Source organism: Patulibacter defluvii, from assembly GCF_034096925.1.
GTDB classification, from domain to species: domain Bacteria; phylum Actinomycetota; class Thermoleophilia; order Solirubrobacterales; family Solirubrobacteraceae; genus Patulibacter; species Patulibacter defluvii.
Genome location: NZ_JAWZSQ010000037.1, coordinates 21,333 through 38,361, shown reverse-complemented (window position 1 = coordinate 38,361; position 17,029 = coordinate 21,333). Strand labels below are relative to the sequence as shown.

The 17,029-nt window shown below is 75.9% G+C and carries 17 protein-coding genes; 11 read left to right on the top strand and 6 right to left on the bottom strand.

What is annotated here, in order from left to right:
• The first annotated feature begins 110 nt into the window (after nucleotides 1-110).
• Nucleotides 111-1,421, top strand: coding sequence for a hypothetical protein (locus SH587_RS23525; RefSeq protein WP_320673102.1), 1,311 nt, complete (start codon nucleotides 111-113; stop codon nucleotides 1,419-1,421).
• Nucleotides 1,422-1,476: 55 nt separating this feature from the next.
• On the opposite strand, the gene SH587_RS23520 is transcribed toward SH587_RS23525, so the two are convergent.
• Entirely contained in the window at nucleotides 1,477-2,181 is a 705-nt protein-coding gene (locus SH587_RS23520; protein ID WP_320673101.1) for a hypothetical protein, read from the bottom strand.
• Between the two features lie 98 nt (nucleotides 2,182-2,279).
• Nucleotides 2,280-3,902, bottom strand: coding sequence for a hypothetical protein (locus SH587_RS23515; protein ID WP_320673100.1), 1,623 nt, complete (start codon nucleotides 3,900-3,902; stop codon nucleotides 2,280-2,282).
• 243 nt (nucleotides 3,903-4,145) lie between these two features.
• Between SH587_RS23515 and SH587_RS23510 the strand changes: the two genes are divergently transcribed.
• From SH587_RS23510 to holA, 8 genes are all read left to right on the top strand, one after another.
• Entirely contained in the window at nucleotides 4,146-4,955 is an 810-nt protein-coding gene (locus SH587_RS23510) for a phosphate ABC transporter substrate-binding protein (RefSeq protein ID WP_320673099.1), read from the top strand.
• A gap of 58 nt (nucleotides 4,956-5,013) precedes the next feature.
• Nucleotides 5,014-5,985, top strand: a complete 972-nt coding sequence (pstC, locus tag SH587_RS23505) for a phosphate ABC transporter permease subunit PstC (protein WP_320673098.1) — start codon at nucleotides 5,014-5,016, stop codon at nucleotides 5,983-5,985.
• Nucleotides 5,982-6,971 (top strand): PstA family ABC transporter permease, encoded by a 990-nt coding sequence (locus tag SH587_RS23500; RefSeq protein ID WP_320673097.1) that lies wholly within the window; start codon nucleotides 5,982-5,984, stop codon nucleotides 6,969-6,971. Before pstC ends, SH587_RS23500 begins: the two co-directional genes overlap by 4 nt.
• Nucleotides 6,972-7,179: 208 nt before the next feature.
• Nucleotides 7,180-7,929, top strand: coding sequence for a phosphate ABC transporter ATP-binding protein (locus SH587_RS23495; protein WP_375341808.1), 750 nt, complete (start codon nucleotides 7,180-7,182; stop codon nucleotides 7,927-7,929).
• Complete coding sequence (locus SH587_RS23490; RefSeq protein ID WP_320673095.1) at nucleotides 7,926-8,693, top strand: hypothetical protein; 768 nt, start codon at nucleotides 7,926-7,928, stop codon at nucleotides 8,691-8,693. The genes SH587_RS23495 and SH587_RS23490 overlap by 4 nt, the downstream gene beginning before the upstream one ends.
• 10 nt (nucleotides 8,694-8,703) lie before the next feature.
• The gene (locus tag SH587_RS23485; RefSeq protein WP_320673094.1) at nucleotides 8,704-9,333 is read left to right on the top strand and encodes a hypothetical protein; all 630 of its coding nucleotides are present in this window, start codon (nucleotides 8,704-8,706) and stop codon (nucleotides 9,331-9,333) included.
• Nucleotides 9,334-9,335: 2 nt separating this feature from the next.
• A complete protein-coding gene (locus SH587_RS23480; protein WP_320673093.1) occupies nucleotides 9,336-9,884 on the top strand; it encodes a hypothetical protein in 549 nt (182 codons plus the stop codon).
• 43 nt (nucleotides 9,885-9,927) lie between these two features.
• On the top strand, nucleotides 9,928-10,905 hold the full coding sequence (holA, locus tag SH587_RS23475) for a DNA polymerase III subunit delta (protein WP_320673092.1): 978 nt from the start codon (nucleotides 9,928-9,930) through the stop codon (nucleotides 10,903-10,905).
• Nucleotides 10,906-11,090: 185 nt separating this feature from the next.
• Here holA and rpsT read toward each other — a convergent pair whose 3' ends face one another.
• Nucleotides 11,091-11,354: a 30S ribosomal protein S20 gene (gene rpsT, locus SH587_RS23470; protein WP_320673091.1), complete on the bottom strand. Its 264-nt coding sequence runs from the start codon at nucleotides 11,352-11,354 to the stop codon at nucleotides 11,091-11,093.
• A 63-nt stretch (nucleotides 11,355-11,417) separates the two neighbouring features.
• Between rpsT and murJ the strand changes: the two genes are divergently transcribed.
• Nucleotides 11,418-13,859: a murein biosynthesis integral membrane protein MurJ gene (murJ, locus tag SH587_RS23465; RefSeq protein ID WP_320673090.1), complete on the top strand. Its 2,442-nt coding sequence runs from the start codon at nucleotides 11,418-11,420 to the stop codon at nucleotides 13,857-13,859.
• A gap of 22 nt (nucleotides 13,860-13,881) precedes the next feature.
• Here the strand turns inward: murJ and SH587_RS23460 are convergent, their stop codons facing one another.
• The 3 genes from SH587_RS23460 to SH587_RS23450 are packed head-to-tail and all read right to left on the bottom strand — an operon-like array spanning nucleotide 13,882 to nucleotide 16,540.
• Nucleotides 13,882-14,685 carry an ABC transporter permease gene (locus tag SH587_RS23460; protein ID WP_320673089.1) on the bottom strand — a complete coding sequence of 268 codons (804 nt, stop codon included), beginning with the start codon at nucleotides 14,683-14,685 and terminating at the stop codon, nucleotides 13,882-13,884.
• Nucleotides 14,682-15,761, bottom strand: a complete 1,080-nt coding sequence (locus tag SH587_RS23455; protein WP_320673088.1) for an ATP-binding cassette domain-containing protein — start codon at nucleotides 15,759-15,761, stop codon at nucleotides 14,682-14,684. The genes SH587_RS23460 and SH587_RS23455 overlap by 4 nt, the downstream gene beginning before the upstream one ends.
• Complete coding sequence (locus tag SH587_RS23450) at nucleotides 15,758-16,540, bottom strand: PadR family transcriptional regulator (protein WP_320673087.1); 783 nt, start codon at nucleotides 16,538-16,540, stop codon at nucleotides 15,758-15,760. Before SH587_RS23450 ends, SH587_RS23455 begins: the two co-directional genes overlap by 4 nt.
• 180 nt (nucleotides 16,541-16,720) lie before the next feature.
• On the opposite strand from SH587_RS23450, the gene SH587_RS23445 reads away from it, so the two are divergent.
• A complete protein-coding gene (locus SH587_RS23445) occupies nucleotides 16,721-17,020 on the top strand; it encodes a hypothetical protein (RefSeq protein WP_320673086.1) in 300 nt (99 codons plus the stop codon).
• Nucleotides 17,021-17,029: the final 9 nt, after the last annotated feature.

The following is a 17,029-nucleotide window of genomic DNA, read 5'->3' as shown; positions in this document are numbered from 1 at the left end:
CCGAGCGAGGCGACGGCCAGGACCAGTCCCGGCGGATGCTCGGCCCGGGGTGAGCGGGACGATCGCCGGCGCGGTCGGCGGTCGGTGGAAGCACGGTCGAGGCCGTCGGCGTGCGGTCCGGGACCGGCTCCTGGGCGGCCGATCCGGGCGCCGCCGACAGCGGCGCCGCGACCGCGCCCCAGGGCGCGTCCGCGACCGTCCCGCCGGCGACCCCCGCCGCCGACCCCGCCCTCGCCGGCCCCCCGCCGGCGACCGCCGCCACGGTCCCCGCCGAGCTGCTGGCCCCCGCCGGCCGCGGCCCGCTCGATCCGGCGATGCCCGAGCTGCTGGCGCCGGCGACGATCGCGCCGCCCGCCGACGGACCCCCAACCGACGCCGACCCCGACGACCCGGCCGCCGACCGGACCCCCGACGAGGTCGCCCGCTACCTGGTCCGCGCCGGCCAGGTCCGTCGCCGCGACCTGCGGCTGGTGCCGCTGCGGCGCGGCAGCCGCGTGGTCGCCGGCACCGTCCTCGGCCGGCTCGGCCCCGCCGACCCCGACACCGCCGCCCCGACCGACGCCGCCGCCGCGACCGACACCGACGCCGCCACCGCCCCGACCACCACCTCCGACGCCGCAGCCGCCACCCCCGACCCCGACCCCGACCCGTCCACCACCACCCGCCGCCGCGCCAGCCTCCGGTTCGCGATCCGTCCCGGCGGCCCCGAGGCGCCGCGGATCGATCCGCGGCCGATCGTCGACGGCTGGCGGCTGCTCGACCGGGCCGCCGTCTTCGGCAACGAGCGCCGCAGCCGGCTGCTCGCCGATCCCGCCGACGACGGCGCCGACGTCGACGTCGGCCGGCTGCTGCTGCTGAGCAAGGAGCAGCTCCAGCGTCGGGTGCTCGGCGACCGGCGGCTCGCGATCTATCCCGGCGGCCGCGCCGACATCGCCGCCGGGGCGATCGACCGGCGGGTGCTGGCGACCCTCGAGTACCTGACCGCCAGCGGCCACCGGCTGACGATCACCTCGCTGCGCACCGGCCACAGCTACCTGTCGGCCTCGGGCAACGTCTCCGAGCACTCGAGCGGCAGCGCGGTCGACATCGCCCAGGTCGACGGCATCACCATCACGCCCACCACCCAGGGCCCGGGCTCGATCACCGCCCGCACGATCCGGCTGCTGCTGCGCCTGCAGGGCGCGATGGAGCCGCACCAGATCATCAGCCTGATGCGTCCCTCCGACTTCGGCGGCGCGCCGAACGTGCTCGCGCTCGGCGACCACGACGACCACATCCACGTCGGCTTCCGGCCCCAGGCGGGCACGGGCGCGGCCGGTCCGCGGCTCGGCCGCCAGGTCGCGGCGGTGCTGCGGCCGGCCCAGTGGCGCGAGCTGGTCGACCGGCTCGGCCGGATCGACAACCCGCGGGTCCGGCGCTGAGGACCGCGGGGCGGACCGGCACGCGGCCGGTCCGCCCCGCGGGGCAGCGGTCGCCCTAGCGGGCGGCGCGGCGGGTCTTCGCGGCGGCCTTGGCCTTCTTGGCCTTGGCCTTGGCCTTCTTCGCGACCGGCTTCGGGTCGCGCAGCTTCGCCTTGAAGGGACCGGCGATCGCGCCGACGATCGTCGGGCTGCCGTCGGCGTTCTTCTTGAAGCCGCCCTTGCCGTCCGGGCTGCCCGTCCAGCGGATCGTCGTGACCGTGACCTTCAGGCCCGGCACGTTGCGCAGGTTGGTGATCGCGGCCGGCACGTCGAGGTCGAAGGTGCCCGGGATCAGCGCGTAGGCGCCGCCGTAGCTGCCGGTGCAGTTGAAGCCCCAGCCGGGCAGCTCGCCGAAGCAGCCGAACGACTGGTCGGCGAGCACCTCGCCGGTCTTCTTGTGCGGGAAGATCTCGCCCCCGTAGAGCGAGACCGGCTCGTCGCCGTCGGCCGAGACCGACACCGAGTAGGCGTTGATCGGCAGCGCGCACTGGAGCGTGTAGTCGACCCGCAGGTCCTCGCCCTTGGTGCGCTTCTGCGACTTCAGGTTGAAGTGGCAGCTGTTCTGGTTCGGGTTGCGGCTGCCGTCCGGCGGGGCCAGCGTGCCCGGCGTGACGATCTGGTCCGGCGGGTCCACGGTCTGGGCCGACGCGGTCGAGACGCCGAGGGCGGCCACGGTCGCGACGGCGGCGGCGAAGCCGGCGATGCGGGCTGATGCGGTCAACGGAGGTGCTCCTCGTCGAGGTGGGGTGAGGGGTCCGGGGAATCCGGAGGGGGAGGCACCGGCGCAGGGCCGGGCGCGCCGCCGTCGTGGGCTGCTGCTCATCGACGGGACACGGGGGTGGGCGTGCGCGCGACCGCGCGCGAGGCGCCGTCCCCGCTGCCGGGGGCGGCCCGGCCGAGGACGTCGCTGCCGAAGAGGGGGACCGCGTCGCCGGCGGCCAGCCCCGGGGGCGCGACCCCCAGGACCGTCGCGACGGTCTTCGCGATCGCCAGCCCGTCGTAGGCCGTCGGGCTCGTGGAGCCGGCCTCCGACCAGGGGCTGTAGACGACCGTCGGGCTGGCGACGCCGGCCGGCGCCTGCGGGTCGCCCGGGAACGCCGCGCGCGAGCGAGCCGCAGTCCGCGACCGGGCCCGCGCGGTCGCGCCGCCGCAGGCCGCGGCGTCGTCGGTGGTGGTCACGACCAGCAGCCCGCCCTGGCCGTAGGCGGGGCTGGTGGTGATCGAGACGACCGCGTCGCGCAGCTGGTCGGCCAGCGGCTTGGCCGCCGCCGCGCCGGGGGCCGCGCAGCCGCCGAGCGCCAGGTACGAGAAGGCGGCCGTGGCCCCGGCGTCGGCCAGGTCGCCGTCGAGCTGCCCGAGGCTGCGGACCGCGGTCGCGCAGGCCCCGCCCTCGCGGAGACCGGTCAGGTGGGCGAACGGCGAACGCGCGGCGAGCGCGGTCGCGGCGGCGTCGCCGGCCGGCGGCAGGTCGCAGGCGCCGGCCGGCGGGGCGGCCCCGGCGGCGCGGCCCTCGGGCACGGTGTCCAGGTAGACCCGCCAGGGGCGCTGGGCGGCGCTCAGCGCGGCCGGGATCGAGGCGGTCGTGGCCGGCAGCGCGCAGGGGTCGTCGGCGGCCGGCGCGGCCCCGGCGGCCGGGGCCTGGGCGTCGCGGCAGCCGGCGCGGGTGCGCGGGGTCGGGGCCGCGCCCGCCGTCAGCGCCAGCGCGTTCGCGAGTCCGCCCTGGGTGACGGTGGTCGCCGCCGGCAGCTGGACGCCACCGCCGCCGATCGCCGAGACCGCCTCGGCGGCCCCCGGTCCCTGCAGCGCGATCACCCAGGCGTGGCCGATCGTCGTGGTCGCCGGCCCGATCGGCGGATCCTCCTCCTCGGCCGGCGGCGCGGGGGCGGGGGCGGCCGGCTCCTCGGCCACCGGCTCGTCGGCGGCCGGCTCCTCGACCACGTCGGTGGTCGGCTCGGCCGTGGCGGCGTCGCCGGCGTCGGCGCTGCTGTCGCCGCCACCGGCGTCGGCCGCCGGCGCGGGCGCGGCGGGGGTGGTGGTGGTCGTGGCCGCCGGCGGGGCGGGCGCGCTCGGCCCGGCGAGCGCGGGCGCCGCGGCCCCGCCGGAGCCGCCGGCCAGGACGCCGCCGGCGGCCGCGATCAGGACCGTCGCGATCGCGGTCAGCGGCACCGGCGAGAACGGCCGCCGCTCGTCGCCGTCGCCGCTCGCGGCGCCGGCGGCCGCAGTCGCTCGGGTGGCCGCGGCCGGCTCGCCGAAGGCGCCCTCGCCGCGCGCGATCCGCAGCGGGTCGAGCCGCCGGTCGCCGACCAGCGCGCCGCAGGTCAGGCAGTAGCGCTGGTCGGCGACGGTCGCCGCTCCGCACTCGCGACAGGGGCCGGTGACGGCGTCGGCGCCCGCCGGTGCGGGCGCACCGGTCTGCTCCGATCGATCGTCGACCCCGCGCATGACGGAGGACCATCGACCACCGCCTATCGCGGGGTGTTACTGGGCTGTGACGACGCGGTGGTGATGGTGTGACGACCGGCGGGTGTTTGTGTGCACGTGCCCACCAACCCCACCATTCACACGGTTGACACGGAAACGTCACAACTGGGGTCGCCGCGGTGGCCATGCTCCCGGTCGCCGTCGTGCCGCCCGCTGGAGGGCCCGCGGCTGGGACCCCCTCTCGTCACCAAGGAGCACCGTTCGATGCGCAACTCCGCTCGCGCCCTCTCAGCGCTGGCCGTCACCGTCAGCCTCGTGGCCGTTCCGGCCGCCGCCGAGGCGAAGTCCAAGGTCATCACGATGAGCGGCTCGACCTCGGTCTACCCGCTCGCCAGCCAGCTGGCCAAGGCGTACAAGAAGAGCCACAAGGGCGTCAAGATCAAGATCGCCCAGGGCGGCTCGGACGTCGGCATCAGCGACGCGGCCAAGGGCGCCGTCACGATCGGGATGAGCTCGCGCGACCCGAAGAGCAGCGGCGATCCGGGCGGCCTCGCCTTCACCAAGATCGCGCGTGACGCGGTCTGCCTGATCACCAACAGCTCGAACCGGATCAGCAGCCTCTCGCAGTCCGACATCCAGGGCATCTTCTCGGGCAAGATCCGCGACTGGTCGCAGGTCCCGGGCTCGTCCGCCAAGGGCACGATCAACCTGGTCACCCGCACATCGACCTCCGGTACGGCCGACGCCTTCCAGAAGCTGTTCATGGGCTCGACGCCGCTCTCGACGGTCGTCGCCGCCAAGCCCTCCAACGGCCTGGTCCAGCAGAGCGTCAAGAGCGACGCGAACGCGATCGGCTACGTCTCGCTCGACTTCGTCAAGGGCACCAACGCGGTCGGCTACAACGGCGTCGCCTGCACCCGCGCGAACGCGAAGGCCAAGCGCTACGGCGCGGTCCGCAACTTCTGGCTCGTGACCCGCGGCGTGCCGCAGGGCGAGGCGAAGAAGTTCATCGCCTGGGTCAGGGGCAACAAGGCCGCCAAGAAGATCACCAACACGGAGTGGCTCTCCCTCTGAGTCCCGCGCGGGCGAGCCGACAGGGGAACGTTCGTTGCTCGCCCGCATGCGAGGACCATTGAGCGATCGGCGCGCCGGGCTGCTGCTCGGCGCGCCGGCCGTCGCCGTGGTGCTGATCGTCCTGGCGATGGTGGTCTTCGTGACCATCCAGGCCTGGCCGACCTTCCAGCACAACGGGCTCGGCTGGCTCGGCGACGGCTCGGCCAGCACCGGCGGGACCGTCGACCAGCAGCTCGGCTCGATGGTCGAGGGCGGGGCGTCGCCGCCGCCCGAGGCCTACGCGATCAAGGCCTGGCCGCTGATCTTCGGCACCGCCCTGACGACCGTGCTCTCGATCGCGATCGGGATCGTCGTCTCGGTCCTGGCCGCGATCTTCATCGTCGACCTGGCCCCGCGCCGGGTCCGCAACCTGGTGGTCCCGGTCGTGCGGCTGCTGGCGGCGGTGCCGTCGGTGATCTATGGCCTGATCGGGATCCTGGTGCTGGTCCCGTGGGTCAACGACCACCTGATCAGCGAGAGCCAGCGGCAGTCGGTCCAGCACGTGATCCCGCTGACCGGCCCCGGCCTGCTCGTGTCGGTGCTGCTGCTGACGCTGATGGTGACGCCGATCATGATCGCGCTGATCACCGACGCGCTGGAGGCCGTCCCGCGCGGCTGGCGCGAGGGCGCGCTGGCGCTCGGCGTCACCCAGTGGCGGGCGACGATGTCGGTCGCGATCGTGGCGATCCGGCCGGCGATCGTCGCCGCCGCCGTGCTCGCCAGCGCTCGCGCCCTCGGCGAGGCGATCATGCTCTCGATGGTCTCCGGATCGAACGGCTACGCGCCGCGGATCCAGGACGGCCTGATCTTCCTCTTCGAGCCGCTGCGCCCGCTGGCGGCGACGATCGCGGAGAACACCGAGTCGATCAACTCGGCGGCGCTCAAGTCGACGCTCTACGCGTTCGCGCTGCTGCTGCTGGTCAGCTGCTTCGTGCTCTCGCTCGGGTCCTACTTCATCAAGCGCTCGCTGCGCGCCCAGGGGGCCCGATGAGCACCCCGACCGTGCCCGCCGGCGAGACCGGCGGCGCCCGCCGCGAGCGGGTCCGCCGGCTACGGGCCGAGCTGCGCCACTGGCGCGTCACCGACCTGATCGGGGTCGCCGCCGCCTGGGCGGTCGGGATCGGGCTCTGCCTGGTCGCCGCCTCGATCCTCGGCTACATGCTGGTCCAGGGGCTGCGCTACCTGAGCCTCGACCTGCTCGTCAGCCAGCCCGAGCCGAGCCTCGACCAGACCAGGAGCGGCGGGATCCTCGACCCGATCCTCGGCACGGTGATCATGGTGATCGTCGGCACGCTGATCGCGCTGCCGCTGGCCGTCGGGGCCGCGCTCTGGGTGGTCGAGTTCGGCCGCCCGCGGTGGCTGGCGCGGACGGTCGAGTCGATGATCGAGGTGATCGCCGGCTCGCCCTCGATCGTGATCGCGATCTTCGGCCTGGCGATCTTCCAGCTGCCGCTGATGTCGTGGATGTCGTTCACCGCCGACGGCGGCGCGGTCTTCGGCCGCAGCTTCCTGACCGCCGGGGCGATGATGTCGCTGATCGCGATCCCGTCGATCTTCACCGCCACCCGCGAGGCGCTGCTGTCGATCCCGCAGCACCTGCGCGAGGCCAGCTACGCCCTCGGCAAGACCCGCTGGTCGACGATCCGGGCGGTGCTGCTGCCGAGCGTGCGGCCGGGGATCGCGACCGGGACCGCGCTCGGGATGGGCCGGATCGCCGGCGACACCGCGATCGTCGTGGTGCTGCTCGGCGCCACGCTGCGGATCGAGCCGGAGGGCAGCGCGCCGCTCTGGAGCACGCTCACCGGCACCGGCTCGACCCTGACCAGCTACGTCTACAACAACTCCCCGGCGGGGGAGGGCGGCGCGCCCGAGAAGGCCTACGCCGCCGCCTTCGTGCTGCTCCTGATCGTGCTCGGGCTGAACGCGCTCGTCTCGATCGCGGGCCGCCGCGACCCCGCCCGGACGCTGCAGAAGTGAGAAGCGCATGAGCCGACCGGCCACCGAGCCCCAGGATCCGACCGGCGGGAGCGGGGGAGACCCCGGCCGCGAGGCCGCCTACCCGCCGCCGGTCCGCCGGATCGCCCTCGACCGGGCGCCGACCGTGGTCGCCGACGACCCCGCCGAGCGGCCCTACGTCTCGCCCTCGATCGAGCGCGCCCTGCGGCCCGCCACCGGCCGCGAGCGGCTGCGGATCGACGGTCTCTCGATCTTCTACGGCGACGCCCCGCGGCCGGCGGTCAACGCGGTCACGCTGCCGGTCCACGAGGGCGAGGTGCTGGCCCTGATCGGTCCCTCCGGCTGCGGCAAGACGACCCTCCTGCGGTCGCTCAACCGGCTGATCGAGCTGACCCCCGGCGCCCGCCGCGAGGGCCGGATCGTGCTCGACGGCGACGACGTCGACCAGCTTGAGATGACCCGCCTGCGGCGGCGCGTCTCGATGGTCTTCCAGCAGCCCAACCCGTTCCCGATGTCGATCTTCGACAACGTCGCCTACGCGCTCCGCGAGCAGTCGCGCAAGCGGCCGGGCAAGCGCGAGCTGCTGCCGCGGGTCGAGCAGGCGCTGCGCCGGGCGGGGCTCTGGGACGAGGTCTCGCACGACCTCGGGCGGCCGGCGCTGCGGCTCTCCGGCGGCCAGCAGCAGCGGCTCTGCATCGCCCGCGCGCTGGCGGTCGAGCCCGAGGTGCTGCTGATGGACGAGCCCTGCTCGGCGCTCGACCCGATCTCGACCACCGTGATCGAGCAGCTGATCCACGAGCTGCGGCGCGAGCTGGCGATCGTGATCGTCACCCACAACCTGCAGCAGGCCCGGCGGGTGGCCGACAACGTCGCCTTCATGTACCTGGGCGACCTGGTCGAGTACGGCCCGACCGAGGAGCTGTTCGAGCGGCCCCGCGCCGAGCGCACCCGCGAGTACGTCGGGGGGAGCTTCGGGTGAGCCCCGGGGGCGCCCCGAACCCCCGGCGGCCGCTCGCCGCCCCCGTCACCGTCGCGTTCGCGGGCGCCGCCGCGCTGGCGCTCGCCGGCTGCACGACGACCCAGGAGCTGAGCGCCCAGCGGGCCAAGGAGCTGGGCGCCGTCGGCTCCCAGCACGAGCCGCTGGTGCGGCTGGGCCGCGCGACCCCCGGGGTCCGGCTGGGGCGGCCGACGCTGCTCGGCGGCGCCGACGGCGCGGCGGTCGCGATCGAGGTCCGCAACGTCGGCGAGCGGGCGCTCGTCGACCTGCCGATCGGCGTCCGGGTGCGGCGCGGCGCGACCTCGCTCTACACCAACCGCACCGCCGGCCTCGACCGCGAGCTGCTGCGGGTGACCGCGCTGCGCCCGGGCGAGCGGCTGACCTGGGTCAACGACCAGCTGCCGGCCGACGCCGCCCGCGGGCGCGCGGTCGCCAACCCCGGTCGCGCGCGGACGGTGCCGGCGGCGCGGATCCCGCGGCTGCGGGTCTCCGGCCTCCACGGCGGCCGCGAGGACGGCCGCGCGACCGCCGCCGGCCGGGTCCGCAACGACGGCTCGGTGACCCAGGCCAACCTGGTCGTCTTCGTGACCGCCGAGCGCGGCGGCCGCACCGTCGCCGCCGGCGCGGCCGAGATCGAGCGGCTGGCGCCCGGCGCCAGCGAGTCCTTCGTCGCCTTCCTGGTCGGCGACGCCCGCGGCGCGCGGCTGCGTGCCGCGGCGCCCCCGACCGTCCTCCGCAAGAAGTGATCGCCCCACGATGAGCACCGCACCCCTCCCGCCCCTCGATCCCCGCGCGGGGACCTGCGCCGCCTGCGGTGCCGTCCTCGCGGCCGACCAGCGCTACTGCCTGAGCTGCGGCGCGCGCCGTGACGGCGCCCGCCTGCCCTACCGCGACGCGCTCGCGCCCGATCCGGCCACGCAGCCGCCGATGGTGGCCGCGCCGGTCGCCTACTACGCGCCCGCGGGCGGCGGCGCCGGCGGCACCTCGCCGACGCTGCTGACGACCCTCGCCGCGCTCGCCTGCGTGCTGCTGGCCTTCGGGGTCGGCGTGCTGGTCGGCGGCAAGGGCGGCGACCAGCAGCCGGTCGTGGTCGGCGGCGCCGCGCCCCAGGCGGCGGCCCCGACGACGACCGAGGCGGCGGCGACCACCGACACCACCGCCGACGCCGGCGACACGTCGAGCAAGGACGAGTCGTCGTCGGACGGCGGCGGCGAGTCGGCCACGCCGAGCAAGCCGAAGGCGGCCCCGAAGAAGGTCGTCGAGCAGTCGAAGAAGGCGCTCAAGGCGCTCGACGCGGCGAAGACGCCGAAGCAGGCCGCCGAGGCCTCGGAGAACCTGCCCGACGTCGTGGTGACCGGCGACGGCGATCCGAACGCGGGCAAGTGACCGTGCTCGGACGACGCGCACAGCCCGCCCCGGTCGCCCCGCTGCCGGGCCCGACCGCCGGCCAGTCGGCGCTGCTGGCCGAGCGCCGGCGGCTGGCCGAGGAGGTCGCCGAGCGGACCTGGGACCTCGGTGGCCTGGTCTACGAGATGGCCGTCCGCGACCACTTCCGGCTCGAGGTGCTGACCCGTCGCGCCGCCGAGCTGCAGGTGATCGACGCCCGCCTGAGCGAGGTCGAGCGGCTGCTGGCCGACCACGCCGGGATCGCCGGCCACTGCCGCTCGTGCGGGGCCCCGCACGGCCGCTCGGCCGAGTTCTGCTGGAGCTGCGGCGAGCGGCTGCTGGCGCGGGTGATCGACGCCGTGCCGTCGCCGGCCCCGACCCCGGGGCCGAGCCCGGCCCGCGCGGCCGCCGAGCCGTCGCCGGTCCACCCCTCGGGCCGGCCCTTCACCGCGGTCGCCGACGGCGGCGATCAGCCGACCGTCGCGACCCCGCCGGTCGACGCGCCGACCAGCGAGCAGCCGGTGGTGCCGATCGACCGCGGTAGCCGCTGACCCGCGACCCGCGGCGCCGCCCGCTCTGGCAGGCTGGGGAGCGATGGCCTGGCTGCCCGCCTACCTGCTCCACGGCGACGACCACGACCGGGTCGCGGAGCGGCGCGCGCGGCTGCGCGCCGCCGCCGAGCGCGAGGTCGGGGCCGAGGGCGTCGAGGTCCTCTCCGACGAGGACGCGACCCCGGCCGGCGCCGCCGCGGCGCTGTCGGCGATGACGCTCGGGCTCGGCCGCCGGTTCGTGCTGGTCGAGGGCGTCGAGCGCTGGAAGGAGGCCGACGTGACCGCGTCGCTGATCGGCCCGCTGACGGCGATCGACCCGCAGACGACGACCGTCGCCTTCGTCGCGATGGAGGACAAGAAGCTGGCCGCGCCGCCGGCGCTGGCCCAGGCCGTCGAGCGGATCGGCGGCTCGCTGGTCGTCGAGCGGGCGCTGAAGGCGCGCGACCTGCCGCGCTGGGCGGTCGGCGAGGCCCGGCGGCTGGGGATCGAGCTGGACGGCGCCGCCGCCCAGGCGCTGGTCTCGGCCGTCGGCGAGCGGCGGGTGCGGCTGGAGCGCGAGCTGGAGAAGCTGGCGCTGGAGCACGGCCCCGGCGCCCGGCTGTCGACCGCCGACGTCGAGGGCGCGGTCGCCGACGCGGCCGAGAAGCGGGTCTGGGACTTCGTCGACGCGATCATGGCCGCCGACCGCGCGGTCGCCGTCGGCGCCTACCTGGCCCTGCGCGGCCAGGGCGAGTCGCTGGCGCGGCTGACCGGGATGCTCGCCTCGCGGCTGCGGATCGCGCTCGAGATCGCCCGCCGGCTGGAGGCGGGGGAGGACCGCGGCACGGTCGCGAAGGCGATCCGGCTGCCGCCGTGGCAAGCCGACCGCCGGATCGCCGAGGCCCGCGACATCGGCGTCCCGACGCTGGCGATGGCCGTCGACCGGGTGGCGGCGCTCGAGCTGGCCGCCCGCGGCGACAGCACGCTCGACCAGGACAGCGAGGCGATCCGGGTGATCGGCGCCGTCACCGCGCGGCGCTGAGGGGCGGGGCGGGGCCGCCGCCCCGCCCGATGTGACGTTCCGGTCGCTGAGCGACCGAAACGTCGCGGCCGGCCGAACGCGACCGCGGGGCGGAGGCCCGGGGCGGCCGCGGCCGTCCCGGAACGACGAACGGCCCGTCGAGACGGGCCGTGCGAGCGAGCGGCGCCGAGGGCGCCGGGGGCCGATCAGGCGGCGGCGCCGCGGATCCGGGCGGCGCGGGCCTTCTTGCGCGCGCCGGTGTTGCGGTGGATCGCGCCGGTCTTGACGGCCTTGTCGATCAGGCTCATCAGGTGACGCTGAGCCTCGTCGGCGGCCGCGGCGTCGCCGGACTGCACCGTCGACTCCAGCTGGCGGAACTGGGTCTTGATGGCCGAGGTGTAGCGGCGGTTCTCCTGCCGCTCGCGCTCGGTGCGCAGGATGCGCTTCTTCTGCGATGCGATGTTTGCCATAGAGCGACGGCGGATCATAGCGACCCGGGGGCCGACCTGCCTTCCGCGTAGGATGCCGCACCGGTGCCGTCCCCCAGACAACGGATCGCCGCGTCCGCCCCGACCGAGCCGACGATCGCCGGCGGCGTCACCGGCTCGTTCCCGGCGGTCGAGGACGGAGCGGCCACCGCCGAGGGGCGCGCCCGCAACACGATCATCTTCTCGATCGCCACCGGGCTCTCGCGGATCGCGGGCCTGGTGCGCGAGATGGTGGCCAGCGCGCTCTACGGCGCCAGCGGCGCGGCCAGCGCCTTCACGCTCGCCTTCACCGTCCCCAACCTGCTCCGCAGCCTCTTCGCCGACATGGCGCTGTCGGCCGCCTTCGTGCCGGTCTTCACCGACCTGATCGAGCAGAAGAAGCGACGCGAGGCGCTGCTGCTGATCTCGACCCTCTTCTGGGTCCTGCTCGGCGGGCTGACGATCCTCTGCGCGGTGGCGATGCTGACCGCGCCGCTCTACATGCCGCTGTTCGTCGGCTCGGAGGTCTCCAACGACCTCGGCGGCGCGGCCGACGGGCTGGTCAGCGGGCTCTCGCAGGTGATGCTGCCGACGGTGATGCTGCTGGGCCTCAACGGCCTGCTGGTGGGGGCGCTGAACGCCTACGGCCACTTCACCGTCCCCGCGCTCTCGCCGCTGGTCTGGAACGGCGTGATCATCGTCGTCAACCTGGCGCTGCTGCCCGCCTTCGGGGGCACCGGCGACGTCGACGGGATCTACGCCCAGGCGATCGGCGTGCTGGTCGGCACCGTCGTCCAGCTGCTGATGGCGGTGCCGGTGCTGCGCCGCTACGGGATCCGCCTGGTGCCGCGGGTCGACCTCCACGACCCGCGCCTGCGCCAGGTGCTGGTGCTGATGGTGCCGGTGGCGCTGAGCCTCGGCCTGATCAACTTCAGCGCCCTCATCAACTCGATCCTGGCCAGCCACGTCGACGACGACGGCCCGCGCGCGATCGAGGCCGCGTTCCGGCTCTACATGCTGCCCCAGGGCATCTTCAGCGTCGCGATCGTGACGGTGCTGTTCCCGGCCCTCAGCCGCGCCGTCTCGCGCCGCGATCGCCAGGAGCTGCGCGGCCTGGTCAGCAGCGGGATGGCCCAGATCGTGGTGCTGCTGGTGCCGGTCGGGCTGCTGTTCATGAGCCCGGTGATCTCGCACGACATCGTCGAGACGCTCTTCCAGCGCGGCAAGTGGACCGAGGCCAACACCGACGCCACCACCACCGCGCTGGTCTGGTTCGGCGCCAGCCTGGCCCTCAACGGCGTCAGCCTGCTGCTCAGCCGCACCTTCTTCGCGCTCCAGCGGCCGTGGGCGAACACCGGCCTGGCGCTCGGCAGCCTGGTGGCGGCGGCGATCGCCTCGCTGGCGATGTACCGCCCGCTGGGGATCGCCGGCATCGTCCTCGGCACCTTCGTCGGCAACGTCGTGCTGGTCGCGATGCAGATCCGGCTGCTGCGGCGGGAGACGGGCGGGCCGCTGGGGCTGGCGCCGGTCGCGCGCTCGCTGATCCAGGTGCTGGTCGCCTCGGTGGTCGCGGTCGCGGTCGCCACCGGCGTGGTCCTGATCGGCCGGATCGCCGCCGACGCGGTCGATCCCGGCACCGGTCGCTCGGTGGTGACGATCGTCTACCTGGGGCTGGCCGTGATCGCCGGCGGCGTCGCCTACGTCGGGATGGCGCGCGAGCTGCGGCTGCGCGAGCTCGAGGTCGCCGGCGGCCGCTTCGTCCGGCTGGGGGCGCGGCTGGCGGCGATCGGCGGCCGGCTGCCGCTGGTGGGGACGATCGGCGCCGTCGCCCGCGGGCCGCTGGGGCGGGCGGTCGGGGCGCTGCTGGGGGTGCTGGCGCTGCCGCTGGTGGCCGCCTCGGCGATCGCCCGCTGGATCGCCGGCCGGCTGGTGGTGCTGGTGCCGGTGACCGCGGCGGCCGGGACCGGCACGCTGCCGGTGGTGGCGCCGACGGCCGAGCGCGCTCCCACGCGGGCCCCGCGCGCGTCCGCCCCGGCGGCTCCGGCCGCCCCGGAGCCGACCGACGCGGTGCCCCCGCGCGGTCGCCGTCGTCCGCCGGTCGCGCCGACCGCCCCGGCCGAGGAGCACCCCGGCGGGCTCTACGACGCGGCGGTCGACTGGCCGACGATCGGCCAGCGCGGCGGCGAGACCCTCGACGTCCCCTGGCCGGGCGTCGAGCCGCAGCCGCCGGCCGATCTGCGGCGCCCGCCGCCGGCCGAGTGGGCCGAGCCGAGCTGGGGCGGTCCCAGCTACGACCAGCCCGAGGGCTCGCTGCTCGACGTCTACGGCGTGGACCAGGGGCCGGAGGAGGTCGTCTCGCCCGAGCGCCGCGCCGAGCGCGAGGCCCGGCGCGAGGAGGCGCGGCGGATGATGGCCGCGCGCGAGGCCGCGCTCGAGCGGATGGCGGAGCGCCAGCGCGCCCGCGAGGGCGGGTCGCGCGGGCCCCGCCGCGGCCGCCGACGCCACTAGCCGCCGGCGGAACGGCGGGCGCTCAGACCCGCCGCTGGTAGGCGCGGAAGGCGCGGTCGGTGACCCACAGGCAGAAGACCGCCAGCAGCACCAGCGCCCCGGCCCGCAGGCCGATCGCGCCCCAGTCCGCCCCGCCGCCGTCGGCCAGGTTCACCGGCACGTCGAGGGTCGCGCTGCGGGCCGCCTCGATCGCCCAGTTGAGCGGGTTGAAGTCGGTGGCGGTCTGCATCCAGTCCGGCATCAGCTGCTTCTGCTGGAACGACGTCGAGAGGAAGGTCAGCGGCAGCATGAAGAAGTTCATGACCGCGATCACCGTCTCCTCCTTGCCGCTGACCAGGGCGAGGGCGTAGGAGAGCGCCGCGACGGCGACCGCCAGCAGCACCGCGACGGCCAGCAGGACCAGGATCCCGAGCACCCCGCCGGGGAACGAGGCCCCCAGCAGCAGCGCCAGCCCGACGATGATCAGCGACTGCACGATCACCGTCGTGGCGCCCTGGGCGGTGCGGCCGATCAGCTGCGCCGAGCGGCTGGCGGGGGTCACGAGGAAGCGGTCGACGACCCCGGTCTGCATGTCGTTCAGCAGCCCCATGCCCGCCCAGCCGGCGGAGAAGAAGGCGGTCATCACGATCACGCCGGGGGCGATGAACTGGGTGAAGTCGTCGCCGGCGAAGCCCGGGATCTGGGTCACGCTCTTGAAGAGGGCGCCGAACAGGACCAGCCAGACGATCGGCTGGATCAGGGTGACGGCGATCCACCACGGCTGCCGCCAGAGGCTCAGCAGGGCGCGGAAGGCGAAGTGGCGGCTCTGGGCCAGGGTGCTGCTCATCGGGACTCCTCCCCGGCGGCGGCCGGCTCGGCGGTGGGGGACGGGGCCGGTCCGCGGCGACCGGGCGGGCCGCCGCCGGCGCCGGCCCGGTCGGCCTCGCTGAAGGCGCGGCCGGTGTAGCGCAGGTAGACGTCGTCGAGCGACGGCCGGGAGAGCGTGATCGAGGCGACGGCCAGCTGCCGCGCCTCGAGCGCCTGCAGCACCTGCGGGGTGGCGCCGGCGCCGCGCTCGACGCGGGCGCGGACGGTCTGGCCGTCGACGGTGATCTCGCCGAGCCCGCTGGCGCCCTCGCGCAGCAGCGCCGCGACGTCGAGCCCCTCCGGCACCGGCGCGGCCAGCTCGACGACGATCGCGTCGCCCTGCAGCTCGGCCTTCAGCGCCGCCGGGGTGCCCTTGGCCACGACCCGGCCGCGGTCGACGATCGCCAGCTCGGCCGCCAGCTGGTCGGCCTCCTCCAGGTAGTGGGTGGTGAGCAGGACGGTCATCCCGTCGTCGGCCAGCTCGCGCACCACCTGCCAGAGGTCGGCGCGGATCTCGGGGTCGAGGCCGGTGGTCGGCTCGTCGAGGAACAGCACCTGCGGCCGGTGCATCAGCGCGGTGGCGATGTCGACCCGCCGCTGCATCCCGCCCGAGTAGCCGCTGACGACGCGGTCCTTGGCCTCGTCGAGCGCCAGCCGGCTCAGCAGCTCGTCGGCGCGGGCGCGGGCCTCGGCCTTGCCCATCCCGTGGATCCGGCCCTGGAGGACCAGGTTCTCGCGCCCGGTCAGGGCCTTGTCGGTGCCCGACGCCTGCGAGACGACGCCGATCCGGCGGCGGACGGCGGCGGGGTCGCGGAGCACGTCGGCCCCGGCCACGGTCGCGCTGCCGTCGGTCGGCGCGGCGAGGGTGGTCAGGATCTTGACCGTGGTCGACTTGCCGGCGCCGTTCGGTCCGAGCAGGCCGAAGACGGTCCCGGCGGGGACCTCCAGGTCGAGCCCGCGGAGGGCCTCGACGGTGCCGTAGCGCTTGATCAGGCCGCGGGCGTCGATCGCCAGCGGGGGTGCGCCGGTCGGCGCGGGGGTGGTCGTCGTGCTCACGACGGGGTGCTCCTGGTGTCGGTTCCGGCGTCCGGCGTCGGGCCGGCGGAAGGGGACGGGGGGACGGTAGGCGGCGCGGCGGCCGCGGGGTCGTCGGCGGCCGGCGGCGGTGTGGGGTTCGAGTCCGTGCGGGCGGTCGCGGCGGCGGCCCGGGCGGCGGCGCGGTCGCGGCGGCCGCGGGGGATGCCGGGACCGGCGGCGCGGCGGTGGTCGGGCGCGCGGATCGTCGCCTCGGGCGCGCACAGCTCGTCGATCCGGCCGTCGACCTCGTCGTGCCAGGCGATCGCGGCGGCGAGCTGCATCTCCCAGGCGCGGAAGGCGACGTCGGCGCTGGCGGGGGCGCCCTGCTCGTGCTTGCGCTCGCGCAGGTGGACCAGGTCCTCGTGCTGGCGGACCAGCTTCTCGCGCCGGATCGTCAGCAGCTGCCGCAGCTCGGCCGGATCGCTGCCGGGGGCGGTGAAGATCAGGGCCAGCATCACCGAGGCGTCGGGGATCGGCTGGGTGAGGGCGATCTCGCGCAGCCGCTCCAGCTCGTAGTGGCCGGCCTCGGTCAGCGTGTAGACGGTGCGCGGCGGGCGGTTGCCCTCCTGCTCGGTGCGGACGGCGACGATCGAGCCGTCGTCGGCCAGCCGGCGGAGGGTGTTGTAGATCGAGCCGGTCGAGACCTCGGCCCACTCGCTCAGGTTGACGATCTCGGCCACGCGGCGGATCTGATGCCCGTGCATCGGCTCGCCGCCCAGCAGCGCGAGCACGACCAGGGTCGCGTGGTTCACTTTCACGCGAATAGTTCTACCAAACTATTTCGGGGGAAGTGCGGCGGCCCAGGCCTCGCGTGGCCGGGCGGGCGAGGCCTCGCGTGGCGGGGCGGGCGAGGCCTCGCGTGGCGGTTGACCCCCGGCGTGCGGGGCCGATCCGCCACGCGACGGGTGACGGCGGGCGGGGTGGGGTAGGGGACCGGGATGACCGACCCCGACCGCCACCACGATCCCGACGCCGGCCCGGCCACGACCCCCGACCGGATCGGCCCGCATCCCGATCCCGACCCGGGCCCGCCGTCCGGCTCCGCCCCGAACCCCGGGCCCGACCAGCCGCCGCCCGGCGACCCGGCGCCCGGCCCCGACCCACCCACCAACGACCCTCCGCCCGGAAAGGCCGCGGCCGCGCCCGACGCCGACGTCCGCGAGGCCGGTGCGCACGTCGCCGAGGAGCGGCCGCCGCACCCGCCGCCCGACCGCGAACCGCACGTCGGCCGCGACTGATCCGGGACA